The following is a 23,052-nucleotide window of genomic DNA, read 5'->3' on the forward strand; positions in this document are numbered from 1 at the left end:
GTGCCAGGGGGGAGCGTCGACCAAGCGCTGCCGCGCTGATCGGCTCAACCGCCGTCAGGCCTTCCCTTCCAGCGCCTGCAAGCGCCGATACAGCGTGCGTTCACTCATCCCCAGGGTTTTCGCCAGCTCGCTACGCGGTCCGGCGAACATCTCCAGGGCGTGGGCCAATTGCTCCAACTCGTTGCGCCCACGCCGCCGTTGCACAGTCGCCAGCGCTGTTTCACGGCGCAGTTCGGCGGGCAGGTCGGCCAGCCGAATCACGCCATCGTCGGTAAACAGGCGCGCCCGCTCCAGCACATTGCGCAGTTCGCGGATATTGCCCGGCCAGTCATGCAGCCCCAGGGCCTTCATCGCCGGCGGATCGATACGCGGCACGGCCGCCGGCGCCAGGCGCTGCAACAGGCTATCGATCAGCAGCGGCAAGTCGTCGCTGCGTTCGCGCAAGGCCGGCAGGCGAATCGGAAAGGCGCTGATGCGGTAGAACAGGTCCTGGCGAAAGCTCCCGGCCGCGACCATGTCCTTGAGCGGCTTGTGGGTCGCGCACACCAGGCGGAAGTCCGAGTGCACGGTGCGCAAGCTGCCCACCGGACGAAAGCTGCCGGACTCGATCAGGCGCAGCAATTTGACCTGCATCGCCAGCGGCACCTCGCCGATCTCGTCGAGGAACAGCGTGCCGCCATGGGCCGCTTCGGCCAGGCCGATCTTGCGCTGCACGGCGCCGGTAAAGGCGCCCTTTTCGTAACCGAAGAGTTCGCTTTCCAGCAGGGTTTCGGTCAGGCCGGTGCAGTCGACCACTACCAGCGGCCCGCCAGCCCGCGGACTGCCCTCATGCAGGGCGCGGGCAAAGAGTTCCTTGCCGGTGCCGGACTCGCCTTGCAACAACACTGGAATCGGCGACGGCGCCGCCCGCTGCAAGGCGCTCAAAGCCTCCTTGAACGGCGCCGAGCGACCGACCAGGCCCTGGTGCTGCGGCTGCGCCGAGGCCACGGTGACGGTATTCAAGCGTTCGACATAAGCGACCACCTCGCCCTGCTCGTCCAGCAACGGCCGCAATTCCACATCGACATGCTCGGGACCACGCGGCGTGTGGTGAATATGCAGGACCCGCTCGGGCAGGCGGCTTTCGTGAGCCTTGCGCATGGGGCAATGCTCGCCGGCCTGGTCGCAGGGCACCGCGAACTGGTGCGAGACCCGAAAGCATTTCGCCCCGACATGAGGACGGCCCTCGACCCCGAACTGGCGCTGGTAGGCGGTGTTGGCGGCGACGATGTTGTAGTCGGTGTCGAGGACGATGGTCGGCTGGTGGTCGTGTTCCAGATAAGACACCAGGGCCCGCATATCGGGCCGGGAAAGGTCGGTGGCAAGGATGGTCATGGCAACTCCCGGGTGGACGCAGGAGCTTAATGCATGCAGGTGCTTTCTGCCATTAGCTGCCACGGACTGCCAAAATAACTGCCAATCGACCTGACAAACGCTGGTAAACCATAAAACTTCGGCAAATACGTTGATATAAATCAGCATTCATTAGCAAAAAATCAAAATCATAGTTTGGCATGCTTATTGATCCCCTTGTCAGACAGGGACGGGAGATTGAATGCACCACCTAACCTGTAGGAGTAGAGCTTGCTCGCGAAGCTTTTGGCGTTCTCAGGGCCCCCTTCGCGAGCAGGCTAGGCTCCTACAAGACCGTGTGAGCCCCATACCCGCCGACGACATCCGGAGTACACAATGACCTTTGGCGACAAGCTAGCCGTAGAAGCCTTTTTCGATCCCGACACCTGGACCATCAGCTACCTGGTGCTGGACACCAGCACCCGCCACTGCGCGCTGATCGACAGCGTGCTCGACTACGACCCCAAGTCCGGGCGCACCCGCACCGAGTCGGCTGACCGCCTGATCGCCAGGGTCCACGAACTGGATGCACGGGTGGAGTGGATCCTGGAAACCCATGTACACGCCGACCATCTCTCGGCGGCGGCCTACCTGAAGGAACAGCTGGGCGCCAAGGTCGCCATCGGCAGCCATATCACGGTGGTCCAGCAGGTATTCGGCGAACTGTTCAATGAGGGCCGTGACTTCCACCGCGACGGCAGCCAGTTCGATGTGCTGCTGAGCGACAGCGCCGAGTTCAACATCGGCAGCCTGAAGGCCCGGGCCCTGCATACGCCAGGACATACCCCGGCGTGCATGAGCTACCTGATCGAGTCCGGCAACGATCTCGTCGCCTTTGTCGGCGACACCCTGTTCATGCCCGACTACGGCACCGCCCGTTGCGATTTCCCCGGCGCCGATGCACGTACCCTCTATCGCTCGATCCGCCAATTGCTGGCGCTGCCGCCGCAGACCCGGCTGTTCATGTGCCATGACTACCTGCCGGGCGGCCGCGAACTGCGCTACATGACCACAGTGGCCGAACAGCGCGCGGACAATATCCATATCCACGAGGGCATCGACGAAGACCACTTCGTCAGCATGCGCGAGGCCCGCGACGCCACCCTCGACATGCCGGTGCTGATGCTGCCGGCGGTGCAGGTCAACATGCGCAGCGGCCACCTGCCCGAGCCGCAAGACAACGGCGTGCGCTACCTGAAGATTCCGCTCAATGCCCTCTGAACCAGGACCCGACACCATGTCTTCGACTGCCGTTTCCCATCACCAGATCCTGATCGTCGGCGCCGGCGCAGCCGGTATCGCCGTAGCCTCCAGCCTGCTGGCCCGAGCGCCGGACCTGGATATCGCAATTATCGACCCGGCCGACACCCACTATTACCAACCCGGCTGGACCATGGTCGGCGCCGGGGTATTTCGCCCCGAGTCGACCGCCCGGCCCATGGCCACGCTGATTCCCCGTGGCGTGCGCTGGATCAAGGCAGCGGTCAGCGCCTTCGGCCCCCACGGCCACGAAGTGGTCCTTACCGACCAGAGCCGGGTCGGCTACGAACAGTTGATCGTCTGCCCCGGCCTGAAACTCGACTGGGCGGCCATCGACGGCCTCGAAGCGACCCTCGGGCGCAATGGCGTGACGTCCAACTACCGCTACGACCTCGCGCCCTATACCTGGAAGCTGGTGCAGGCACTCAAGGAAGGCGAGGCCCTGTTCAGCCAGCCGCCGATGCCGATCAAATGTGCCGGTGCGCCACAAAAAGCCCTGTACCTGTCCTGTGATCACTGGCTCAAGGCCGGGCGTCTGGAGCAGATCAATGCGCGCTTCTTCAACGCCGGCGCGGTGCTGTTCGGCGTGGCCGACTATGTGCCGGCGCTGATGGAATATATCCACAAATACGCGGTTGACCTGCAATTCGGCCACAGCCTGGTGGCGGTCAACGGCCCGGCCAAACAGGCGACCTTCGCCCGCACCCTGGCCGATGGCACCCGGGAAACCCTGGTCCGCTCGTTCGACATGCTGCATGTGGTGCCGCCGCAAGTGGCCCCAGACTTTATCCGGGCAAGCCCGCTGGCCGACGCGGCCGGCTGGGTCGATGTCGATCCGGCCACCCTGCAACACCGACAGTTCGCCAATATCCACGGTCTGGGCGACGTGACCAATACCAGCAATGCCAAGACCGCCGCCGCCGCGCGCAAGCAGGCGCCGGTGGTGGCGAACAACGTGCTGGTGGCCCTCGGGCGTTTGTCCCGGCAAGCCAGCTACGACGGTTATGGCTCCTGCCCACTGACCGTGGAGCGCGGCAAAATCGTCCTCGCCGAATTCACCTACGGCGGCAAGCTGGCCCCGACGTTCGCCCCCTGGCTGCTGGACGGACGCAAACCGACGCGCCTGGCCTGGTGGTTGAAGGAACGGATCCTGCCGCCGTTGTACTGGCGCGGCATGCTCAAGGGCCGGGAATGGTTGGCGCGGCCAACATTGACGGCGGCCAGAACGCAACCATGAACGAACATCTGTTGCTGGGGGCGGGACTGGGCACGCTGATTGGTGCGATCCTGGCTCTGACCGGGGCCGGTGGTGGCATCCTCGCGGTGCCGTTGCTGGTGTTCGGGCTAGGCTTGTCGATGGCCGAGGCGGCGCCCATCGGCTTGCTCGCGGTGGGCCTGGCGGCGAGTGTCGGGGCCTTGCTCGGCTTGCGCCAGGGCATTGTCCGCTATCGCGCGGCGGCCTATATCGCCGGGGTTGGCGTGCTGCTCACCCCCCTGGGCCTGTGGCTCGCCCATCACCTGCCCAACGAGCCGCTGGCCCTGGGGTTTGCCGCGGTGATGGTCTATGCCTGCGCTCGGATCTTCCTCAAGGCCCGCAAGGAGTTGCAACACGGGCATCCGGCGTCGCGACCGGGTTTTCAGCCATGCGTGCTGAATCCCCTGCAAGGCCGGTTGCGCTGGACCCTGCCCTGCGCCCGAGCGCTGACCGTCACCGGCATGCTCTCGGGATTGTTATCGGGGTTGCTCGGGGTCGGTGGTGGTTTTGTTATCATCCCGGCGCTGACTCGCTACAGCAACCTGGACAGCAAGAGCATTGTTGCCACGTCCCTGGCGGTGATCGCCCTGGTGTCGCTGGGCAGCGTGCTCACGGCGACACTGTCCGGGGCGATGCACTGGTCAGTGGGTGGGCCGTTTGCGGCGGGGGCGGTGCTGGGGTTGGTACTCGGACTCCAGGTCGCCAGGTATCTGGCCGGACCGCGGTTGCAGCAACTGTTCGCCCTGGTCGGGGTGATCGCGGCGCTGCTGTTAGCATTGGCGGCACTGGGGATTTCGTTCTAAACCATAGGCTTTTGGCGATCTCGAGGACCTCTTCGCGGCGGTCCGGCGTCCCGGTGAATCCTGCTCCCACAATGTTTGGTGTCAAACCGAAAGCTCGCATACGACCGAAGATCCAATGTGGGAGCGGAGCTTGCCCGCGAAGCTTTTGGCGACCTCAAGGGCTCCATCGCCGGCAAGCGGGCGCCTACGGGTCAGCGGGCAGCCTTCAAGCCGATATTTTATTCCACCGGCAGCTTGCGGAACCCCACCGCCAGACGGTTCCAGCTGTTGATGGTATTGATCGCCAGGGTCAGGTCGACCATTTCCTTCGGGCTGAACTCGGCGCTCAGCAACGCGTAGTCCTCATCCGGCGCATGGGTCTGGGAAATCTGCGTCAACGCCTCGGTCCAGGCGATCGCGGCACGTTCGCGCGGGGTGAAGAACGGTGTTTCACGCCAGACCGACAGACAGTGCAGGCGACGTTCGGTCTCACCGAGCTTGCGTGCATCTGTGGTGTGCATATCGACGCAAAAGGCACAGCCATTGATCTGCGAGGAACGCAGCTTGACCAGCGACTGCTCCAACGGCAGTTTGCTCACCGCACTTTCAAGCGCCAGCATGGCTTTGATGGCATCGGGCGAAGCCGTGTAGAAATCGACACGAACACTCCCCTGCCGAGCCCCGATATGGAATTGCACATCAGCCTCAACGGTACTCGCGACCTGGCGAAACAGATCACCGAACAGCTGCGCGAGGCCATTTCCCGGCATATCGGTTTCTCCCGTGGGGTCCGCTGCAGCAGCGATGACCTGCTGGTGACCAATGGCGCACAACAGGCCCTCGACCTGGTTGCCCGGGTGCTGGTGGAGCCGGCTTGCACGGTGGTGGTGGAAGACCCCGGCTACCCGCCGGCGCGCCTGCTGTGGCAGATGACCTAACAGCGGCGTGATGGCATCAGTCACGCGCCAGCACGTTGATGATTGGGCAGGTCGCAGGGTTGTCGCCGGTATTGCATTGCAATACCAAGCCCCTCAGCGCCTGCCGCATGGCCGCGAGGTCTGCCATCTTCTGCTCGATAACAACCAGCTTGCGCTCGGCCAGCACCCGCGTCTCGTTACAAGCATATGCCGCGTCGAGGGTGAGCAACGCAGCCACTTCATCCAGGGTAAACCCCAACGCCTGCGCTCGCTTGATGAAGCGCACGCGCTTGGCCAGTTCCTGCGCGTAACGTCGATGACCGCCCAGCGGCTTGGGCGGCTCGTCCAGCAAGCCACGCCGCTGGTAGTAGCGGATGGTCTCGATGTTCACCCCGGCCGCTTCCGCCAGCTTGCCAATGGTCATTTCAGTTGCCATCACATTTTCCTTGATTCCGTACTCAGGTACGGGATTTAGAGTAGCACTTGGGCAAACGGACTCAAGGAAATCGGCATGCGACAACTCACCGGAAAAGGCTCGCTGATCGCGGGCGTGCTGGCCGCTCTCGGCGCGTCGCTGTGCTGTGTCGGGCCGCTCGTGCTGCTGGGCCTGTTGGCCGTGCCGTGGCTGGCCCCGTTGTTCTACTGAAAGGAAATTCCCATGCGCAAACTGCTGATTGCTCTACTGGCCAGCATGCCCCTCGCGGCGCTGGCCGCCACCCCGGAAACTGTCACGCTGGCAGTGCAGAACATGACGTGCCCTATGTGTCCGTTCACGGTCAGGAAGTCGCTGGAAAAGATTCCCGGCGTCAGCGCGGTCAAGGTCGATTTCGAGAAAAAGACCGCCACCGTCCTCTATGACCCCGACAAGGCCCAGCCAGAGGCGTTGACCCAGGCGACAACGAACGCGGGGTACCCCTCCAACGTACAGAAGTGATGCCCCTATGAACGCCGTCATTCTCGAATCCGTGCTGACCTGCCCGCACTGCGGTCATATCCAGCAGGAAACCATGCCCACCGACGCCTGCCAGTACTACTACGAGTGTCCGAGCTGCAAGGTATTGCTGCGCCCCACCCCTGGCGACTGCTGCGTATTCTGTTCGTTCGCCTCGGTGCCGTGTCCGCCGATCCAGCAACAGCGTGGGTGCTGCGACGGTTAGGTCCGCGGGATGCAGCGCCAGGTCGACGAGCAACCTGAGCCGGCGTCCGCAATGCACACAGCAACCACGCTTCAGACTTGGGTTTCGGCAACATGGGAACACCCAGCAAAGAGTCCCCGTCCTCAAAACCGTTGAGCATGGACTTCCATTTGTCCCGCCATTCACCACGCCCCGAAGACTGCGTTCCATCTGCATCCCGGAACAGCACAGGCACCACCGTATCCTCAGACTCTCGCGCCAGCTCACCGGCTTTGAGCGCGAGACGCCGAGCGTTCTCGTAGTAGTAACCGGTTTCCTTGGCTGTGCGCTTTCCAGGAACCGATAGTCGGCGTCCACTGTGTTTCGGCTCCACAACCAACAACTCTGTTTTATGAACGAAATGCACAGCCTGAAAGTCGAGCAACGAGTACTGCACAACATCCTCGACCAGCTTGTCCAGAATCAGTTGAACCCCTCGTCGGGCAATATTATCTTCCAGATAATTCAGGATCATCGGGCTGTGGGTCGTCACCATAACCTGTCGATCCAGCCCCACCAGATAATCCAGCAAAAACTCGATGAGTTCGGGGTTTATACCGTTTTCCACCTCATCAAAGAGTATGAAGCCATGCGCCGACAAGGTTTCGGCCAAGATCGCCATCAGGCGCAACATGCCATCGTTCATATGCCGGGCTTGAGTGCTGAAACTGCCTGAGCTGTAGCTTTCCTGTATCCCCAAGGACTTCCAGCCGGAATTGAGGGATTTGAGTTCGATTGACTGAAGGTGGGGGTAGTTTTTCTTCAGCATCGCCACCAGCGCGCTGAGTTGACCGGGACTCAGTTGATGCACGAACGCCGATAGCTGCTCACCGGCAAAACCCAATCCGCCCTGACTACCACGCGCCTGTTTGCGCAAATACTGAGGGGACAGCGCATCCAACGAAGTGATACCAGCGATAAATCGTTTGAACGGTAAAAAGCTTTTTGGCAGCCGCGACTCTTTCAACGCGGAGAGAATGGACCCCTGATACTCAAATTCAATGGGCAGCGGAGAGTTGTCTCTACCACTACCGTGAACACTCGTTTCATGAATAGAAAACCGGCCATCTGAAACGCGTATCGCATCTTGATCAACGATCCACGACTCTTCGGTGCAGCGTAATAATGTCCGATTGAAGCTGCCATTCCACGTTGCCAGCTTACCGGCAAACTCACACTTGATCTCAAAGCTGATCCAGCGACTTGAAATTATCGATCCAGAACTCACGAAGACGTATGCCGCCCTCAAGCGGGAGGACATCCTCCGATCGTTCATTGTCGATATCGCGCTCACCCGTCATGACTGTTCCTTGATCTGAATCGCGGCCAAAAGCGGTCAATATAGGTCAGCAGAGCTGACCTCTCAAGCTGATTGACTGCTTCATTCTGTAACACCGGCAGATAGTATCGTCACTCAGTGCTCAATCACGGTGAAGCGCTAGGTCCGACTGCGCAACCACTGCATGAACCCGCGTTTTTCCGCCGGCTTGGGCACTTCGCGGGTGAAGTTCTGCACCGCGCTCAAGCGCCGGTCGAGCAGGTTTTTCATGGCCTCGCCGATGTCGTGCCGGGCTTCCAGACACGGTTTGAGGTACTCGTTTTCAATGCGGTACAACACGCAGTCGGTCTTGGCGGTGAAATCCGCCACCACCGCCTTGTCGGCCAACACCCCGGCCTCGCCGATCACCTCGCCCGGTCCCATGCGCCCGGCCTCCATCGGCACGCCGCCGCGCAACAGCGTCACCGAGACCACCCCCGACTCGATGATGAACAGATGATCGCTGACCTCGCCCCGCGCCATGATCTCGCTGCCAGCACGGAACGTCTGCGCCTGCATGTTCTCGCTGAACGTGTCCTTCTCCTCCGAACGCAAGGTGGAGAAAATCGAAGAGCTTTCCAACAAGCGTCGCGGCCGCGATAAATTCACCGGGAGCGTACTCTCCCCGCTGGACAGCAGGCTCACACCCGACGCGCGCAGGTGTCGGAATGCCAGGTCGTAGAGCTGATTGCGCACTTCACGCTTCTCGCCCATGGACACCACAAAACCGCTGATTTCATATTCAGCACCCTCGGCGCTGGAGCTTTTCAGCGTCACGCAAGGCGCCGGGGTCGGCAGCAAGGCACGACAGCCGAGCATCGCGCGCTCCAGGGCATCGATCACCACCTGGGGCCGGGAATGCGGACTGACCTGCACGCTGATGGACAGGCCATGCATATCGCTGGGGCGGCTGAAGTTGACGATCTTGGCCTTGGCCGCGAGGGAGTTGGGCACCACCGCCATGCTGCCCTGGGAGGTCTGCAAGCGGGTGGCGCGCCAATCGATATCGATAACCCGGCCTTCGGTGCCATCGATGGACACCCAATCGTCGACCTGATAAGGCTTGGTCGCATTCAGGACAATCCCGGAAAACACGTCGCTCAACGTGCTCTGCAAGGCCAGGCCGACAATGATCGCCAGGGCCCCGGACGTCGCCAGCACCCCCTTGACCGGCAGGTCGAGCACATAGGCCGCCGCCGCGACAATGGCGATCAGGAAGATGATCGCCCCGAGCACATCCTGCACCAACCGCCCGGCATGCCCGACCCGCTGCATCATCACCGTGCCGAGCAGGACCGTCAGGCTCCGCGCGCCGAACAACCACCAGCCAATCTGCAAGCCGGTGGCCGCCAGGTGCCGGGGGATGTCATCCGGCCAGGGCGCGGTCTGCAACGGGTTCATGCCTTCGTTGAACAGCAGCAGGCTGAACAGCGAGAACACCGTCAGGCGCACCGCCAGTTTCCAGGTGTCGCTTTTGCTGCCCATCAGGTGCCACAACAACAAATCGACCACGATCAGCAGAAAAGCGCAGGACAAGGGATGTTCAGACAACAGGTCAAGCATCGAGCCACTCCATGAAAAAAACCGTCGGCGCGGCGAAGATCGCACAGAACGGCGTCATGGAGTTATAGCTTTATATTCGTGGCGGCGGAGCGGCCCTCGGGGAACCAGGACCGCTTGACCACGTCAGTCGTGCATCTGCCCGAAACGACCCGCCTGGAAGTCAGCAAAGGCCTGCTGGATCTCGGCTTCGCTGTTCATCACAAAAGGGCCGTGGCCGACAATCGGCTCGTCGATCGGCTCGCCGCTGAGCAGCAATACCATCGCATCGATATCGGCGTGCAACGACACTTCTCGACCGCTCCGCTCGAACACGACCAACTGCCCCGGTTGCGCCAATTGCTCGCCATTGACCCGCACGCTGCCGCGCAGGACCACCAGTACCGTGCTGCGACCTTCATGCAGGTCCAGCGTCAGGGTTTTCCCGCCGGCCAGGCGGATATCCCACACATCCATCGGCGTGAAGGTCCGCGCCGGCCCCTGTTGGCCGTCGAACTCGCCGGCGATCAGGCGCAGGCTACCGGCCTGGTCCTTGAGGGCGATCCGCGGAATATCGCGGTCGAGAATGCCCTGGTAACCGGCCGCCGCCGACTTGTCCCGGGCCGGCAGGTTGACCCACAACTGAACCATTTCCAGCCGCCCGCCGCGCTTGGCGAAGGCTTCGGAATGAAACTCCTCGTGGATGATCCCCGCGGCGGCGGTCATCCATTGCACGTCGCCCGGGCCGATCACGCCGCCGGCCCCGGTGGAGTCGCGGTGCTCCACTTCACCGTCATAGACGATAGTCACGGTTTCAAACCCGCGATGAGGGTGCTGACCGACACCACGGCGCTGCGTGGTCGGGGTGAAATCGGCCGGTCCCGCGTGGTCCAGCATCAGGAACGGGCTGATGTGCTGGCCCAGGTTGTCATAGGAAAACAGCGTGCGCACCGGAAAGCCGTCGCCGACCCAATGACCCCTGGGGCTGGTGTAGAGACCAAGAATCTTTTTCATGGGTACCTCCATCAATATAAGGCACAGCTTAGATTCAACCGATATTTGGCGCTAGACGGCGAAAAACAGCTTCATCGTTCTACTGTCAGGACGACCCTCCACGAATCCGCGGGATGCTGGATTAATTTATATTTCGGACATAATATGGATTTAAATATTACGCCCGTAATTTTTTAACTAATCAGGAGCCGCCCATGCAGACCCCCAACCGCGACGTCACCCTGGCCCAATGGATCGCCGAGGAGCAGGCCATGCGCGAGCGCCTGCAAGGCCCTGGCAGCCTGACCCTGGCCGAGGTCAGCCAACTGACCCCGGCGGAGTTCTTCAACGGCATCGGTAGCGGCGAACTGCCCTCGCCGCCGATCGGCAGCTTGCTGGACTTTATCCCCATCGAATGGTCCGAGGGGCGCTTCGTCTTCCAGGGCACCCCGGACACCCGCCACTACAACCCGCTGGGCAGCGTCCATGGCGGCTATGCCGCGACCTTGCTCGACTCGTGCATGGGCTGCGCCATCCATACGCGCCTGCAAAAAGGCCAGGGCTATACCACCCTGGACCTGCGTATCAGCTATGTCCGGGCCCTGACCGGCAGCAGCGGACCGATCCGCGCCGAGGGCACGATCGTCCACCTCGGGCGCTCCACCGCACTGGCCGAAGGGCGGATCTATGACGCCGATGGCCGGCTTTATGCCACCGGTTCCACCACCTGCATGATCCTTCAACCGCGCGGCTGAGAGATCACCGCCCCTCCCTGTAGGAGCCAGCTTACTGGCGATAGCGCTCTTGAGGACACCATCGCTGCGGCGCGGCGTCCCGACAAGCCAGCTCCAAGGTGAGGTGACGTCCAATTAAATTACAGTCATCATTCAATACAGCAGGAGTTTCGCCATGACCTCCATCGTGATCGCCGGTTACGCCCGGTCCCCCTTCCAGTTCGCGAAAAAAGGCGCGCTGACCGATATCCGCCCCGACGACCTCGCCGCCCAGGTGCTGCGCGGCCTGGTGGATAAACTCGATGTCGATCCCGCCGACCTTGAAGATCTGGTCATGGGTTGCGCCTACCCGGAAGCCGAGCAAGGCATGAATATCGCCCGCATCGCCAGTTTCCGCGCCGGCTTCCCCGACAGCCTCGGCGGCGCGACGATCAACCGCTTCTGCGGCTCGTCCATGAGCGCCGTGCACTACGCCGCCGGGCAGATCCTGCTGGGAGCCGGCGACGCCTTCCTCTGCGCCGGGGTGGAATCCATGACCCGGGTGCCCATGGGCGGTTTCAATATCTCGCCGAACCCGACGCTGATGCGCGACCACCCCGAGGTGTACATGCCCATGGGCTACACCGCCGAAGAAGTTGCGCGCCGTTATGGCATCGGCCGGGCCGAGCAGGAAAGCCTGGCGGTCGAGTCCCATGCCAAGGCTACCCAGGCTCGCGAACTGGGCCACCTGGCCGAGGAAATCATCGCCATCCAGACGCCGAATGGCTGGGTCAACGAAGATGGCTGCATTCGCCCGGGCACCAGCCTCGAAGGCCTCGGCGGATTGAAACCGGCGTTCGACGGCAGCGTCACCGCCGGTACCGCCTCGCCCTTGACCGATGGCAGCGCCGCCGTGCTGGTGTGCAGCGAAACCTTCGCCCGCGAGCGGGGCTTGCCGATCCTGGCACGGATCAAGGCCGTTGCGGTGGCCGGTTGCGCCCCGGAGATCATGGGCATGGGCCCGGTCCACGCGACCCGCAAGGTGCTGCAACGGGCCGGCTTGCAGATCGGCGATATCGACCTGGTGGAAATCAACGAAGCCTTTGCCAGCCAGTCCCTGGCCTGCCTGCGTGAACTCGATCTGGACCGTGGCCGGATCAACCTCGACGGCGGCGCCCTGGCCATCGGTCATCCCCTCGGAGCCACCGGCGCGCGTATTACCGGCAAGGCCGCCGCACTGCTGCGGCGCACCGGCGGGCGCTATGCCATTGCCACGCAATGCATTGCCGGCGGCCAGGGTATAGCGACACTGCTTGAGGCCGTAGAGTCCTGAACTAACGGGGCACCGCCTCAGATCAACTGGTTGCGCTTGGCGAACTCCGCCAGCGCCACCACCGATTTCAGATTGAGCTTGTCGATCAGGCGGGTCTTGTAGGTGCTGACCGTCTTGTCGCTGAGCAACATCAGTTCGCTGATGTCCTTGTTCTTCATCCCCCGGGCGAGGTAGCGCAGGATGCTCAGTTCGCGGTTGCTCAGACTGTCGATCAGCACCGGTTCCGAAACGCTGGCGCCTTGGCCTTGAGCGTGCCCTTCCAGACGCGGAAAGAAGCTCTTGTTGAGCATGACCGCCTGGATCGCCAGGCGCAGTTCGATCAATTCGGCGGTCTTGGAGATATAACCCATGGCGCCGGCGCGCATACAGCGCTCGGAGTAGAACTCCGGCGCCTGTTCGGTGAGCACCACCAGCTTGCTCGGCAGGTGCAGGTCGGTGAGCCGTTTGATCGCCTCCAGGCCATCGAGCCGGGGGATATTGAGGTCCATGACAATCAGCTCCGGCGACAACTCCCGCGCAAATTGCACCGCATCGACGCCATTATCGGCCTCGGCGACGACCTTGAACCCCTCCTTTTCCAGCAAGACCTTGATGGCCATGCGAATGAACGGGTGATCGTCAACTATCAGGGCTGTGCGCATTACAAATCCTCAAGAAGTACGCCAGCCACTGCTTGAGACGGGAACGTGCTTGCATCGAAAAAAATGGAGGGAAATAGCGAAATACAGTATAGGAAAACTCTCAATTTCTGCTGTGGCTGGGCGGTGGGCAGGCGGCCATTTCGGCCTGTGGCTGTCATGTTCAGGGTATGAGGGCTGAACAAGGTCGGCCACTTTAGCGGGAGGTCTCAGGAGCATCTGTAGGGAAAATCCCAAGATACTCGTCGCTTCCAGGAAGCTTGCACTTGTCGCGCAGCGTGGGGCTCCGGCTGGGCGGTGCCCGCGAAGGTGTCTTCAGTCGGTGGTACTTGGACTCCAGAACGCCTGCTGCACCATGCTCGAGGTCGACAGCCGCGCCACCAGCGCATCGAGTTCGTCGCCGTCCACCGAGGTGATCGCCAGGGTCGCTTCGATTTCCACTTCCTCGTCGCCGAAAGGCCGCACCTCGACGTCGCTGGCCGGGTAGTTGCTGCGCTCCAGCTCCTTTTCCAGCAACGACAGTACGGTCTTCTGCTGAGCCCGCCGGACGATCAGGTAGATGTCATCGCGCGCCGCTCAGTTGGCCTCCCACTGACGCATCCGCATGCGAGCGTGTTTCATGGCATTGACGATGTGTTTTTCCACCAGGCTGCGGGAAATGCCCAGACGCTCGGCGCCCTGGCCACCTACAAATTCCCCCGTCTCTGGGTAAGGCCCTCCCGAGGTCCACTCTGGGAATTGAACCGTCGCACCAGTGGCCCTGTGCGCTGTGGGATTTTATCCAGAACTACATGGATACCCGCAACCCGCTACCCGATCTACCGCGCTACGAGGAATACCGCCACCTCGACCCCACCACCGCCGATTACGACCGCCTCTACGCCCGCCCACCACGCCTGTGGATCGACATGGGCGACGAGCTGTTCAAGGCCTACGTCCAGGACATGCTGATTCGCATCGACAACATCACCACCCTGCAACGCCCCAACCGAATGGCCCGTCATGTGGAGTATGTCGATTGAGGCTTGAGCGAGACGTAACGAGTATCAGCACTTGCTCTGGGTCGAGCAGGCGGGAAAATAACAAATTTACCTAAGTCGAATGGGATCAACCTTGATGACCAAAGCCCTGTGCCCGCGCGCGGTGCCTGCGGGCTTTGTGTTCTGGAAACGCACCAGCACCGCCAGGATTTACACCCGGGCGACGCTTTGCATCAGGCGTTTTTCAGCAGAGAGGCTTCAGACCGCCCGCAACGGCATGGTCAGCTCGACCCGCAGCCCGTCGGGACGGCTGTCGAAGTGCAGCACGCAGCCGCAACGCTGGACTATGGCGTTGACAATCGCCAACCCCAGACCGCAACCGCTGCTCGTGCTGTTCCGCCAGAAGCGCTGGGTCAGGTGTTGCAGATCGTCCGGGGCGATGCCCGGGCCATGGTCGCGCACCTGGAAGCGCACGCGGTTACCGATGGTTTCTATATTCAATTCCACCGGGGCATCGCCCGGGGTGTGACGCAGGGCGTTGTCCAGCAGGTTGCGCAAGGCGGCGATGGACAGGGTCGAGGGCATTTCCAGCGGGGCCGCGGAGAAGTTTTCCGCGAGGTGCAAGGCGATCCGGCCACGGTCGCCATTGGCCGAATCCTGGATTGCCAGGCGCGCCACCTGCTCGGCATTGCACTGCACGCCGTCGTCGAACGACAGGCTGCCCTCGACCCGCGCCAGCAGCAGCAACTGCTCGAGGGTCCGATGCAGGCGGTCGGCACCAGCCTCGGCGTGGGCCAGGGACTGGTCACGGGCCGCGCCTTCAGTCATGCGCGCCACTTGCAGGTGGGTCTTGATCGCGGTCAGCGGGCTGCGCAGTTCGTGGGCGGCATCGCCGGTCAGGCGGCGCTCGCGCTCGATGGTCTTGCCGATGCGCTGGAACAGTTGGTTCTGGGTGTCCAGCAGCGGCTGCAATTCACGGGGCAGCGGCTGTACCTGCAAGGGTTCAAGGGAATCGGCGCTGCGCCGCATCAAGGCGTCGCGTATACGGTTGAGCGGCGCCAGGCCCTGGCCGATCCCCAGCCACAGCAGGCACAGGCACCCCACCAGGGCCACGCCGACCGGCACCGAGGCCGCCAGCAGCACCGAAAGGTTCAACGCCTCGCGCTCCACCTGGCGGTCGGCGGTGGTGATGTGCACATCGCCGCGCACCAGGGTGAAGCTGCGCCAGGGCGCGCCGTCGATCATCTGGTCATGGAAACCGGCGGTCTGGTCGTCCAGGGCCTGCTCCGGGTTATTGTGGCTGCGGGCCAGGATCTCGCCGCGCAGGGAGCTGACCTGGCAGGCCATGCCACCAGGAATATTTAGCTGTTCAGCACTGAAATGCGTACCGTCGCCCTTGCTCGAAATCGGCGGCAGTTGTTCCAGCAACCCGGCGACCATCCGCGCCGAGGCCACCAACCGCTGGTCGAGGGAAAACATCATCTGGTGCCGCAGGTCGCTGAGCATCCAGGTCGCGGCCAGGGCCCAGATCAGGATGAATGCCGCGCCGATGGTCAGGCTCAGGCGCAAACGCAGGCTCATCATGACGCGGCGTCCTCGTTACCCGCCGGGCCCAGTCGATAGCCCAGGCCGCGAACGGTCTCGACGATGCCGTTGCCCAACTTGCGGCGCAGGTGGTGGATATGCACGTTCAAGGCATTACTCTCCAGCTCGTCGCTGAAGCCATAGACGCTGTCTTTCAGTTGCTCGCTGGAGAGGACCCGGCCGCGGTTGTGCAGCAGCGCCTGCAGCAGCGCCTGTTCGCGTCGCGAGAGGTCCACCGGCTGACCGCCGAGCAGGGTCACGCGGCTGCTCGGGTCGTAGCTCAGGGCACCGTGCTCGATCAGGTTGACGCTGCGCCCGGCCACGCGCCGCAGCAGGGTTTGCAGGCGGGCGAAGAGTTCGCGCAGGTCGAAGGGCTTGAGCAGATAGTCGTCGGCACCGGCCTGCAGGCCATCGACCCGGTCGGTGACCGAGTCGCGCGCCGTAAGGATCAGCACCGGTATCTCCAGGCCCTTCTGACGCAGTTGCGCCAACAGTTTCAGGCCGTCTTCATCGGGCAGGCCAAGGTCAAGTACCATCACATCGAATTCCGCGGCGCGCAACATGGCCCGCGCGGCCGCGGCGCTGGCGACATGCTCGACGGTCATGCCCTGGGCGGTCAGACCGGCCTTGATGCCGCTGGCGATCAGCTCGTCGTCTTCGCAAACCAGTACGTGCATGGGGATACCTGCGCAAATGTGTCGATTGGAACGCAAATGGATTAAGCGGCGATTATGCCGCCAATACCCGCAGAATAGTTAGTCGCCGGGAGCGGCGGCGAGGAGGCTCGCGCCCACCGTGAAAACGCCACACAATCTGTAGGCGCCGGCTTGCCGGCGATGAGGCCCTGGAGTCCGGCATTGATCTCAGGGGCGCCATCGCCGGCAAGCCGGCGCCTACAAAAGTCCGTGTACAACCCGGATAAAATCGAGTTAATGATCGGTTAATCGCCTGCTTGCAGGCTTGCCCTACTTGCCACGGTTCTAAGGCTTTTTTATGCGTTGGTTGTTGACCTTTGTTTTTGTCCTTTTCGCAGGCCTGGCCCAAGCCGGTAACGATCCGTTCGCGGTAAAAAAGCCGGATTTCCTGCCCGTCGACAAGGCGTTTACCTTCAGCGCCGAAACCCTGCCCTCCGGGCAAACCCGGCTGTATTGGCAGATCGCCGACGGTTACTACCTCTATCAGAAACGCCTGAAGCTCGACGGCCTCGACCCGACCCAGCGACCCGCGCTGCCCGAGGGCGAGCACCACAGCGACGAGTTCTTCGGCGACCAGCAGGTCTATCGCAGCGAGCTCGAACTGCTGATCCCGGCCGGCGCCAGTGGCAAGGTCAGCGTGGGCTGGCAAGGCTGCGCCGACGCCGGCCTGTGCTACCCGCCGCAAAGCCAGGTTGTCGAGCTGGCCGGTAAAGCCACGGCCGCAACAGCTCAGGGCCAAGGCCCGGCGCAAGATCAATCCCTGGCCGCCAACCTGCAGCACAACACCCTGGGCTGGAGCCTGCTGGCTTTCTTCGGCCTCGGCCTGCTACTGGCCTTCACTCCATGCATGCTGCCGATGCTGCCGATCCTCGCCGGCCTGGTGGTGGGCAGTGGCGCCAGGCCACGGCGTGGTTTAGCCCTGGCCGGCAGCTATGTGATCTGCATGGCGCTGGTGTATGCCGCGCTGGGTATGCTTGCGGCCCTGCTCGGCGGCAACTTGCAAGCGTTGCTGCAACAACCCTGGCTGTTGGGCAGTTTCGCCGCGCTGTTCGTGGTGCTGGCCCTGCCGATGTTCGGTTTCTTCGAACTGCAATTGCCGGCGGCCCTGCGTGATCGCCTGCAACATGCCGGCAGCGGCCGGCGCGGCGGCAGCCTGGTGGGGGCCGGGGTGCTCGGCGCGCTCTCCGGCCTGCTGGTGGGTCCGTGCATGACCGCCCCCCTGGCCGGCGCCCTGCTCTATATCGCCAAGAGCGGCAACATCGTCGAAGGCGGCCTGGTGCTGTTCACCATGGGCATCGGCATGGGCTTGCCGCTGCTGCTGTTGGTGACCGTGGGCAACCGGTTCCTGCCCAAGCCGGGGTCCTGGATGGATCGGGTCAAGGCGGTGTTCGGCTTCCTGTTCCTCGGCACCGCCGTGCTGATGATCCGCCCGGTGGTCAGCGAGTCACTGTGGATCGGCCTGTGGGGCGCGTTGCTGCTGATCGTCGCCTGCTCCTGCGTCTGGCAACAGACCCGGCAGCCAGGCCCCACTGCCCTGCTGAGCACCTGTGCCGGGGTCCTGTTCGGCCTCTGGGGTTCGCTGCTGGTGGTCGGGGCGGCGGGTGGCAGCACCGAGCTGTGGCAACCGTTGCACGTCTATACCGGGGCGGTCGCGGTCAACGGTGCGAGCGCAGCCCACGATGCCTTTGCCACCATCAATGACCCGGCCGTCCTGCAGCGTGAACTGGACACGGCCAAGGCCCGGGGCCAATGGGTGCTGGTGGACTACTACGCCGACTGGTGTGTGTCCTGCAAGATCATGGAGAAACAGGTGTTCGCCCAGACCGAGGTGCAGGCAGCCCTGGGCGATGTACGGCTGCTGCGCCTGGATGTGACCAACGACAACGCCGCCAGCCGCGAACTGCTCGGCCGTTATGAAGTGCCAGGGCCACCAACCCTGCTGTGGCTCGCACCGGACGGCCAGGAACGTCGGGGCAGCCGGATGACCGGCGAAGTCGACGCCAAGGCTTTTCTCCAGAACTGGAACAGCACACGGAATGCTCGCTGATGCTCACCCTGACCCTCGGTACCTTCGCCCTGTCGATCAACCACCTGCTGTTGCTGCTCGCCCTCGCCCTGGCGACGCTGGTGGGCTGGTGGGTGGCGAAAAGGGGCGGGGAAAACCCGGAGTCGGTGCTGTTCGGACTGTTCATGCTGGCCATGCTCATGGCGCGGATCAGCTTCGTGATCGCCTACTGGGCGTACTTTCGCGACGACCCGTTGCAGATGCTCGACATCCGCGACGGCGGTTTCCTCGCCTGGCCGGGGTTGCTGACGCTGTTGCTGGGCGCCGTATTTTTCTGCTGGCGGCGTCCGGCCCTGCGCCGGCCACTGGGTTTCGGTCTGGGCAGCGGCTTGGCGCTCTGGCTGCTCGCCAGCCTGTCGATGACCCTCTACGAACAAGGCACGCACCTGCCGGAAATCACCCTGCGCAATGCCCAGGGCCAGGAGGTGCAATTGAGCAGCTACCAGGGTGGCCCGCTGGTGATCAACCTCTGGGCCACCTGGTGCCCGCCATGCCGGCGGGAAATGCCGGTGCTGCAAAAAGCCCAGCATGAACGCCAGGACGTGACCTTCCTGTTCGTCAACCAGGCCGAAAGCATGCAGAGCGTCAGCACCTTCCTGATGACCCAGGGCCTGAACCTGAACAACGTGCTGTTCGACGGCAGCGGCAAGCTGGCCCAGAGCGTCGGCTCCATGGCCCTGCCCACCACCCTTTTGTACAACGCCGAAGGCCGCCTGCTCGACACTCACCTGGGCGAGTTGTCCGAGGCCAGCCTGGCCCGGGCCCTGGAAAACTTCGCTCCGCCCAAATCCACTTCGGCCGTACCGGCCACAGCAAGGAAACCGCTATGCCCTTCAACCGCCACCTGCTGAACCTGAGCCTGAGCACCGCACTGGGCGCGTTGCTGCTGCAAGCGCCTGTGTTGCAGGCCGAAGAACTGCCCGCGCCGCTCAAGAGCATCGAAGCCAAGGGCGCGAAAATCGTCGGTAGCTTCGACGCGCCGGGAGGCCTGCGCGGGTATGCCGCCCAGTACCAGAACCGGGGCATGGCGCTGTACCTGACCGCCGATGGCAAAAACGTGATCGCCGGCAACCTGTATGACGCCGACGGCAACGACCTGAGCCAGGCACCGTTGCACAAGCTGGTGTATGCGCCGATGGCCAAGCAGGTCTGGGGGCAGATGGAGAAGAGCAACTGGATCGAGGACGGCAAGAAGGAGGCACCGCGCACCGTCTATCTGTTCAGTGATCCGAACTGCCCGTACTGCAATATGTTCTGGGAACAGGCGCGGCCGTGGGTCGAGTCCGGCAAGGTGCAATTGCGCCACATCATGGTCGGGATTATCCGCGAGGACAGCGCGGCCAAGGCGGCCGCGCTGTTTACCGCCAAGGACCCGCAACTGGCCTTGCATGACCATGAAAAGGCCGGCAAGGGCAGCAAGCTCAAGCCGCTGGCGACGATTCCGGCGGATATCCAGGCCAAGCTCGATGCCAACATGAAGCTGATGGAAGACCTGGAACTGTCGGCTACACCGGCGATTTTCTATCTCGATGAAAATGGCGACCTGCAGCAGCAACAGGGCGCGCCGTCACCGGACAAGCTGCTGAAGATTCTCGGGCCGAAGTGATTCGCGCACAGGCATCGGCGAGCCGAGCCTGACGCCATTTTTTGCACCGAAACACCGTACCTGTAGGAGCCGGCTTGCCGGCGATAAGCCCCCTGAGTTCGGCATTGATCTCCAGGCGTCATCGCTGGCAAGCCAGCTAGGGGGTTATTGACCCGCCACCGGAGCCGCCACCGGCATCACCGTGATGCGATAGGGCTGGAAAATTTTCAGCAGTTCGCCGTTGTCGTGCAGGCGCTGCAACAGTTTGCCGAAGGCCTCGCTGCTGATGGGCGCCTGCGGACGCAGGATCGCGTAGTGGTGATAGACCTGATCGATACGCTCGGAGATCAACAGTTCCTTGGCCACATCCGGGTTGCGGATCAGGTAATCGGACAGGTAGGAACGGGTTACCAGAGCGATATCGGCCCGCCCGCGCAGCACCATCAGCAGGTTGGCGTCATGGGAGTAGGTCAGGGTGGCGTTGTAGGTGTCGGCGAGGAACTTGGGCTCGGCGTTGAAGTTGGCGAACTCATAGTGATAACCGCTGAACAGGGCCAGGCGCTTGCCCTTGAGATCGGCAAAATAGCTTTCGTCGCGGCCCGGCTCGCGCTCGGCGACAAACACCTCGGCATCCTCCAGGCCCATGTCCACCGCGGTGTGCGGGATCTCCTGCCAACCCCAGGCCGGATTCTCGAAAATCGCCATGTCAGTCCGGCCCTGCTGCAGATCGCCGAAGCGGCGCGGAATCGAGGTCGGCACCAGGCTGAATTGGTAGTCGCTCTGCAGCTTGTTCAAAGCCTCGGCCAGTTGCGGCAACAGACCGGTATCAGCACCCTGCTCGGGTCGGATGGTGTAGGGCGGGAAATGCGCGGCGCCGATTCGAACCAGTTGGGCCGCCGAAACCGGCAGGACCACCAGCGCCGAGAGCGCCAACAACAGGATCAGGGAAACCGTGCGCGCTGGCAGGACGTTCAAAGGCACACACCTCAGGAGAAAAATCGTTACATCAAACTAGGCGGTTTTCCCAACTTAGACAACTTTCCGCCCGTTAATTAATGACTTGCGCAGCAATCTCATGAGTCTTTGAGAATCAACATCAACGCCTCTTCGGCCAGTTGATCCAGCGTCAGGCTGCCCTGGGGGCGAAACCAGGTGGTGGTCCAGGACAAGGCGCCGGTCAGGAAGCGCCGGGTGATAAACACGTCGCCCTTGATATAGCCGGCATCGTGGGCTTCGCCCAGCACCTGGAGCCAGATCTGCTCGTAGAGATCGCGCAACGCCAGGACCTTGGCCTGCCCTTGCTCGGACAATGAGCGCCATTCATAGACCAGCACCGCCATGGCTTCACCAGTGCCCCCCATGATCGACTGCAACTCACAGCGGATCAGCGCCAGCACCCGTTCGCGCAGGCTGCCGGCTTCGGCCAGCGACGCGCGCATCAGGGCGGTGTTATAGACAATAGTCTCCTCCATTACCGCACGCAGGATTTCATCCTTGCTTTTGAAGTGATGGAACAGGCTGCCGGACTGAATGCCGATGGCACTGGCCAGATCGCGCACCGTGGTGCGGTCGAAACCCTTGTTGCGAAACAGATGGGCCGCGGTCTGCAGCAGCTTGCCGCGGGCACTGTCCGGATCGGTCAGTTGCCCGGCGCTGACCAGGTCGCGCATGACGCGCTGGGCTTGTTGCTCGTTCACGGCTTTTTCCTCATGACTCTGCTGCATCCCACCTCCCTGCCCACTGTAGAAGGGTGGTTGCGCGCAATTTAAGCCCACAAGGACAGCCAAGCAAGCGCTTGGGGTAAACCGACCGACGGGACTTACAAACCGCCCAGGTGTTTTTCGACAACGTGCCGGTCCCCCAGCGCAACCGCATCGGCCAGGAAGGCGTGGGCTTCATGATGCAGATGTTGCAGTTCCAGGAGGAGCGGCTGTTCGGCGCGGCAAACATGATCAAGGGGCTGGAGGTGATGAAAATCGAGCATCCACTCAAGGCCGGGGTGGCTGGCGTGGTCCGGCGGCTACGGGTTGTCCACGGCGATCAGGTAAAAAACCGCCAGATCCTGCTGGAAGTCGAATAAGCCGCTAGGCGGATCAAGCGCCTTTGGCTACGCTTGTGTCCGACTAGGATGCTGTATTCGGAGCTTGAGATGCCCCACTGGCTGGTGATTGATCTGGAAGCCACAACGGATGATGGGGGCTGGCCGGTGGCCGAGATGGAAATCATCGAAATCGGCGCCACCCTGGTCAACCGTGAAGGCCGCGAGCTGGACCACTTCCAGCGTTTTGTCAGGCCGCTGCGCCGACCGTTGTTGACCCTGTTCTGCCGCGAACTGACCCATATCAGCCAGGCCCAGATCGACAGTGCCGCGCCACTGGGCGAGGTCTGGCCGCTGTTCGAACGCTGGTTGGGCCGGCATCAGGCCCAGCTGGAAGGCTGGGCCAGTTGGGGCGACTACGACCGCCGGCAGTTGGAGCAGGACTGGCGGCAACTGGGCTTGTCCAGCGCCCTGGGCCAGGTGCCGCATATCAACCTCAAGCAGCGCTTCGCCAAGGCGCGGCGCCTGGAACGGCCGCTGGGCCTGAACGGCGCCTTGCAACTGGCCGGGTTGCAATTCAACGGTCAGCAGCACCGGGCGCTGGAGGATGCACGCAACACCGCGCGCCTGCTGCCGTTGAGCCTGCCGAACTAAACACACCTTCCCGGTGGGAGCACTTGTGGGAGCACTTGTGGGAGCACTTGTGGGAGCACTTGTGGGAGCACTTGTGGGAGCGGAGCTTGCCCGCGAAAGGGCCCTCAAGACCGCCAAGAGCTTCGCGGGCAAGCTC

At 62.8% G+C, this 23,052-nt stretch carries 24 protein-coding genes and 6 pseudogenes; 17 read left to right on the forward strand and 13 right to left on the reverse strand.

All coding sequences use genetic code 11. The features are described 5' to 3' along the window. Positions 1-54: 54 nt before the first annotated feature. Positions 55-1,374 (reverse strand): sigma-54 interaction domain-containing protein, encoded by a 1,320-nt coding sequence (locus AC07T0_RS30435; protein ID WP_495004665.1) that lies wholly within the window; start codon positions 1,372-1,374, stop codon positions 55-57. Positions 1,375-1,728: 354 nt separating this feature from the next. Here AC07T0_RS30435 and AC07T0_RS30440 point away from each other — a divergent pair, with 354 nt between their 5' ends. Genes AC07T0_RS30440 through AC07T0_RS30450 form a run of 3 tightly spaced genes read left to right on the forward strand, consistent with a single transcriptional unit; the run spans position 1,729 to position 4,710 of the window. Continuing rightward, positions 1,729-2,613, forward strand: a complete 885-nt coding sequence (locus AC07T0_RS30440; protein ID WP_495004666.1) for an MBL fold metallo-hydrolase — start codon at positions 1,729-1,731, stop codon at positions 2,611-2,613. A 16-nt stretch (positions 2,614-2,629) separates the two neighbouring features. Then, positions 2,630-3,889: an NAD(P)/FAD-dependent oxidoreductase gene (locus AC07T0_RS30445; RefSeq protein WP_495004667.1), complete on the forward strand. Its 1,260-nt coding sequence runs from the start codon at positions 2,630-2,632 to the stop codon at positions 3,887-3,889. Beyond that, positions 3,886-4,710, forward strand: coding sequence for a sulfite exporter TauE/SafE family protein (locus AC07T0_RS30450; protein ID WP_495004668.1), 825 nt, complete (start codon positions 3,886-3,888; stop codon positions 4,708-4,710). The genes AC07T0_RS30445 and AC07T0_RS30450 overlap by 4 nt, the downstream gene beginning before the upstream one ends. A 218-nt stretch (positions 4,711-4,928) precedes the next feature. Here AC07T0_RS30450 and AC07T0_RS30455 read toward each other — a convergent pair whose 3' ends face one another. Then, positions 4,929-5,309 (reverse strand): carboxymuconolactone decarboxylase family protein, encoded by a 381-nt coding sequence (locus AC07T0_RS30455; RefSeq protein ID WP_495004685.1) that lies wholly within the window; start codon positions 5,307-5,309, stop codon positions 4,929-4,931. A 120-nt stretch (positions 5,310-5,429) separates the two neighbouring features. Between AC07T0_RS30455 and AC07T0_RS30460 the strand changes: the two are divergent. Beyond that, positions 5,430-5,615 (forward strand): annotated as a pseudogene (locus AC07T0_RS30460) (aminotransferase class I/II-fold pyridoxal phosphate-dependent enzyme); the annotation flags it as partial. Positions 5,616-5,643: 28 nt separating this feature from the next. On the opposite strand, the gene merR reads toward AC07T0_RS30460, so the two are convergent. Then, positions 5,644-6,042, reverse strand: coding sequence for a mercury resistance transcriptional regulator MerR (gene merR, locus AC07T0_RS30465; protein ID WP_495004669.1), 399 nt, complete (start codon positions 6,040-6,042; stop codon positions 5,644-5,646). Between the two features lie 75 nt (positions 6,043-6,117). Between merR and AC07T0_RS30470 the strand changes: the two genes are divergently transcribed. The 3 genes from AC07T0_RS30470 (at position 6,118) to AC07T0_RS30480 (ending at position 6,763) form a co-directional block, all read left to right on the forward strand. Next, positions 6,118-6,252 carry a mercuric transporter MerT family protein gene (locus tag AC07T0_RS30470; protein WP_495004670.1) on the forward strand — a complete coding sequence of 45 codons (135 nt, stop codon included), beginning with the start codon at positions 6,118-6,120 and terminating at the stop codon, positions 6,250-6,252. A gap of 12 nt (positions 6,253-6,264) precedes the next feature. Beyond that, positions 6,265-6,540, forward strand: coding sequence for a mercury resistance system periplasmic binding protein MerP (gene merP / locus AC07T0_RS30475; protein ID WP_495004671.1), 276 nt, complete (start codon positions 6,265-6,267; stop codon positions 6,538-6,540). A 73-nt stretch (positions 6,541-6,613) separates the two neighbouring features. Then, positions 6,614-6,763 carry a GDCCVxC domain-containing (seleno)protein gene (locus AC07T0_RS30480; protein ID WP_495004686.1) on the forward strand — a complete coding sequence of 50 codons (150 nt, stop codon included), beginning with the start codon at positions 6,614-6,616 and terminating at the stop codon, positions 6,761-6,763. Positions 6,764-7,307: 544 nt separating this feature from the next. On the opposite strand, the pseudogene AC07T0_RS30485 reads toward AC07T0_RS30480, so the two are convergent. From AC07T0_RS30485 to AC07T0_RS30495, 3 genes and pseudogenes are all read right to left on the reverse strand, one after another. Continuing rightward, positions 7,308-8,057: pseudogene (locus tag AC07T0_RS30485) on the reverse strand (AAA family ATPase); the annotation flags it as partial. A 162-nt stretch (positions 8,058-8,219) separates the two neighbouring features. After that, the gene (locus AC07T0_RS30490) at positions 8,220-9,662 is read right to left on the reverse strand and encodes a mechanosensitive ion channel domain-containing protein (RefSeq protein ID WP_495004672.1); all 1,443 of its coding nucleotides are present in this window, start codon (positions 9,660-9,662) and stop codon (positions 8,220-8,222) included. A gap of 123 nt (positions 9,663-9,785) precedes the next feature. After that, the gene (locus AC07T0_RS30495; RefSeq protein WP_495004673.1) at positions 9,786-10,652 is read right to left on the reverse strand and encodes a pirin family protein; all 867 of its coding nucleotides are present in this window, start codon (positions 10,650-10,652) and stop codon (positions 9,786-9,788) included. A 194-nt stretch (positions 10,653-10,846) separates the two neighbouring features. On the opposite strand from AC07T0_RS30495, the gene AC07T0_RS30500 reads away from it, so the two are divergent. Together AC07T0_RS30500 and AC07T0_RS30505 are read left to right on the forward strand one after the other, a co-directional pair. After that, on the forward strand, positions 10,847-11,386 hold the full coding sequence (locus AC07T0_RS30500; protein WP_495004674.1) for a PaaI family thioesterase: 540 nt from the start codon (positions 10,847-10,849) through the stop codon (positions 11,384-11,386). 154 nt (positions 11,387-11,540) lie between these two features. Beyond that, positions 11,541-12,677, forward strand: a complete 1,137-nt coding sequence (locus AC07T0_RS30505) for a thiolase family protein (RefSeq protein WP_495004675.1) — start codon at positions 11,541-11,543, stop codon at positions 12,675-12,677. 17 nt (positions 12,678-12,694) lie between these two features. On the opposite strand, the gene AC07T0_RS30510 is transcribed toward AC07T0_RS30505, so the two are convergent. The 3 genes and pseudogenes from AC07T0_RS30510 to AC07T0_RS30520 all read right to left on the reverse strand — a co-directional run. Further along, on the reverse strand, positions 12,695-13,318 hold the full coding sequence (locus AC07T0_RS30510; protein WP_495004676.1) for a response regulator: 624 nt from the start codon (positions 13,316-13,318) through the stop codon (positions 12,695-12,697). 312 nt (positions 13,319-13,630) lie between these two features. Further along, a pseudogene (locus AC07T0_RS30515) lies at positions 13,631-13,876 on the reverse strand (MgtC/SapB family protein); the annotation flags it as partial. A 15-nt stretch (positions 13,877-13,891) separates the two neighbouring features. After that, positions 13,892-13,996: pseudogene (locus tag AC07T0_RS30520) on the reverse strand (RNA polymerase subunit sigma); the annotation flags it as partial. 110 nt (positions 13,997-14,106) lie between these two features. Between AC07T0_RS30520 and AC07T0_RS30525 the strand changes: the two are divergent. After that, entirely contained in the window at positions 14,107-14,337 is a 231-nt protein-coding gene (locus AC07T0_RS30525; protein WP_495004677.1) for a hypothetical protein, read from the forward strand. 216 nt (positions 14,338-14,553) lie between these two features. Here AC07T0_RS30525 and AC07T0_RS30530 read toward each other — a convergent pair whose 3' ends face one another. Both AC07T0_RS30530 and AC07T0_RS30535 read right to left on the reverse strand, forming a co-directional pair. Then, the gene (locus AC07T0_RS30530; RefSeq protein WP_495004678.1) at positions 14,554-15,879 is read right to left on the reverse strand and encodes an ATP-binding protein; all 1,326 of its coding nucleotides are present in this window, start codon (positions 15,877-15,879) and stop codon (positions 14,554-14,556) included. Further along, complete coding sequence (locus tag AC07T0_RS30535) at positions 15,876-16,556, reverse strand: response regulator (protein WP_218224949.1); 681 nt, start codon at positions 16,554-16,556, stop codon at positions 15,876-15,878. Before AC07T0_RS30535 ends, AC07T0_RS30530 begins: the two co-directional genes overlap by 4 nt. Before the next feature lie 316 nt (positions 16,557-16,872). Between AC07T0_RS30535 and dsbD the strand changes: the two genes are divergently transcribed. The 3 genes from dsbD to dsbG are packed head-to-tail and all read left to right on the forward strand — an operon-like array spanning position 16,873 to position 20,245. Beyond that, on the forward strand, positions 16,873-18,621 hold the full coding sequence (gene dsbD, locus AC07T0_RS30540) for a protein-disulfide reductase DsbD (RefSeq protein WP_495004679.1): 1,749 nt from the start codon (positions 16,873-16,875) through the stop codon (positions 18,619-18,621). Then, positions 18,621-19,490 carry a TlpA family protein disulfide reductase gene (locus AC07T0_RS30545; protein WP_495004680.1) on the forward strand — a complete coding sequence of 290 codons (870 nt, stop codon included), beginning with the start codon at positions 18,621-18,623 and terminating at the stop codon, positions 19,488-19,490. The genes dsbD and AC07T0_RS30545 overlap by 1 nt, the downstream gene beginning before the upstream one ends. After that, complete coding sequence (gene dsbG, locus AC07T0_RS30550) at positions 19,466-20,245, forward strand: thiol:disulfide interchange protein DsbG (protein ID WP_495004681.1); 780 nt, start codon at positions 19,466-19,468, stop codon at positions 20,243-20,245. The genes AC07T0_RS30545 and dsbG overlap by 25 nt, the downstream gene beginning before the upstream one ends. 144 nt (positions 20,246-20,389) lie before the next feature. Here the strand turns inward: dsbG and AC07T0_RS30555 are convergent, their stop codons facing one another. Beyond that, positions 20,390-21,199 (reverse strand): substrate-binding periplasmic protein, encoded by an 810-nt coding sequence (locus tag AC07T0_RS30555; RefSeq protein ID WP_495004682.1) that lies wholly within the window; start codon positions 21,197-21,199, stop codon positions 20,390-20,392. A 98-nt stretch (positions 21,200-21,297) separates the two neighbouring features. Then, the gene (locus AC07T0_RS30560) at positions 21,298-21,921 is read right to left on the reverse strand and encodes a TetR/AcrR family transcriptional regulator (protein ID WP_495004687.1); all 624 of its coding nucleotides are present in this window, start codon (positions 21,919-21,921) and stop codon (positions 21,298-21,300) included. A 116-nt stretch (positions 21,922-22,037) separates the two neighbouring features. On the opposite strand from AC07T0_RS30560, the pseudogene AC07T0_RS30565 reads away from it, so the two are divergent. The 4 genes and pseudogenes from AC07T0_RS30565 to AC07T0_RS30580 all read left to right on the forward strand — a co-directional run. Next, positions 22,038-22,190 (forward strand): annotated as a pseudogene (locus AC07T0_RS30565) (acyl-CoA dehydrogenase); the annotation flags it as partial. Continuing rightward, positions 22,185-22,304: pseudogene (locus AC07T0_RS30570) on the forward strand (biotin/lipoyl-containing protein); the annotation flags it as partial. The pseudogenes AC07T0_RS30565 and AC07T0_RS30570, both read left to right, overlap by 6 nt. 69 nt (positions 22,305-22,373) lie before the next feature. Further along, positions 22,374-22,916, forward strand: a complete 543-nt coding sequence (locus AC07T0_RS30575; protein WP_495004683.1) for a 3'-5' exonuclease — start codon at positions 22,374-22,376, stop codon at positions 22,914-22,916. Positions 22,917-22,941: 25 nt separating this feature from the next. Further along, a partial coding sequence (locus AC07T0_RS30580; protein WP_495004688.1) for a glycine zipper domain-containing protein occupies positions 22,942-23,052 on the forward strand: 111 nt, incomplete at its 3' end.

It is taken from the genome of Pseudomonas sp. GW821-FHT04D07 (assembly GCF_059420225.1).

What these genes read in the sequence shown, in the direction of transcription:
- AC07T0_RS30445 (WP_495004667.1), top strand. Translation starts at nt 2,630, where the DNA reads ATGTCTTCGACTGCCGTTTCCCATCACCAGATCCTGATCGTCGGCGCC.
- AC07T0_RS30525 (WP_495004677.1), top strand. Translation starts at nt 14,107, where the DNA reads ATGGATACCCGCAACCCGCTACCCGATCTACCGCGCTACGAGGAATAC.
- AC07T0_RS30510 (WP_495004676.1), bottom strand. Translation starts at nt 13,318, where the DNA reads ATGCGCACAGCCCTGATAGTTGACGATCACCCGTTCATTCGCATGGCC.
- merR (WP_495004669.1), bottom strand. Translation starts at nt 6,042, where the DNA reads ATGGCAACTGAAATGACCATTGGCAAGCTGGCGGAAGCGGCCGGGGTG.
- AC07T0_RS30440 (WP_495004666.1), top strand. Translation starts at nt 1,729, where the DNA reads ATGACCTTTGGCGACAAGCTAGCCGTAGAAGCCTTTTTCGATCCCGAC.
- AC07T0_RS30530 (WP_495004678.1), bottom strand. Translation starts at nt 15,879, where the DNA reads ATGATGAGCCTGCGTTTGCGCCTGAGCCTGACCATCGGCGCGGCATTC.
- dsbD (WP_495004679.1), top strand. Translation starts at nt 16,873, where the DNA reads ATGCGTTGGTTGTTGACCTTTGTTTTTGTCCTTTTCGCAGGCCTGGCC.
- AC07T0_RS30545 (WP_495004680.1), top strand. Translation starts at nt 18,621, where the DNA reads ATGCTCACCCTGACCCTCGGTACCTTCGCCCTGTCGATCAACCACCTG.
- AC07T0_RS30505 (WP_495004675.1), top strand. Translation starts at nt 11,541, where the DNA reads ATGACCTCCATCGTGATCGCCGGTTACGCCCGGTCCCCCTTCCAGTTC.
- AC07T0_RS30495 (WP_495004673.1), bottom strand. Translation starts at nt 10,652, where the DNA reads ATGAAAAAGATTCTTGGTCTCTACACCAGCCCCAGGGGTCATTGGGTC.
- dsbG (WP_495004681.1), top strand. Translation starts at nt 19,466, where the DNA reads ATGCCCTTCAACCGCCACCTGCTGAACCTGAGCCTGAGCACCGCACTG.
- AC07T0_RS30535 (WP_218224949.1), bottom strand. Translation starts at nt 16,556, where the DNA reads ATGCACGTACTGGTTTGCGAAGACGACGAGCTGATCGCCAGCGGCATC.
- AC07T0_RS30435 (WP_495004665.1), bottom strand. Translation starts at nt 1,374, where the DNA reads ATGACCATCCTTGCCACCGACCTTTCCCGGCCCGATATGCGGGCCCTG.
- AC07T0_RS30575 (WP_495004683.1), top strand. Translation starts at nt 22,374, where the DNA reads ATGCCCCACTGGCTGGTGATTGATCTGGAAGCCACAACGGATGATGGG.
- AC07T0_RS30500 (WP_495004674.1), top strand. Translation starts at nt 10,847, where the DNA reads ATGCAGACCCCCAACCGCGACGTCACCCTGGCCCAATGGATCGCCGAG.
- AC07T0_RS30455 (WP_495004685.1), bottom strand. Translation starts at nt 5,309, where the DNA reads ATGCTGGCGCTTGAAAGTGCGGTGAGCAAACTGCCGTTGGAGCAGTCG.
- AC07T0_RS30490 (WP_495004672.1), bottom strand. Translation starts at nt 9,662, where the DNA reads ATGCTTGACCTGTTGTCTGAACATCCCTTGTCCTGCGCTTTTCTGCTG.
- AC07T0_RS30450 (WP_495004668.1), top strand. Translation starts at nt 3,886, where the DNA reads ATGAACGAACATCTGTTGCTGGGGGCGGGACTGGGCACGCTGATTGGT.
- AC07T0_RS30480 (WP_495004686.1), top strand. Translation starts at nt 6,614, where the DNA reads ATGCCCACCGACGCCTGCCAGTACTACTACGAGTGTCCGAGCTGCAAG.
- merP (WP_495004671.1), top strand. Translation starts at nt 6,265, where the DNA reads ATGCGCAAACTGCTGATTGCTCTACTGGCCAGCATGCCCCTCGCGGCG.
- AC07T0_RS30470 (WP_495004670.1), top strand. Translation starts at nt 6,118, where the DNA reads ATGCGACAACTCACCGGAAAAGGCTCGCTGATCGCGGGCGTGCTGGCC.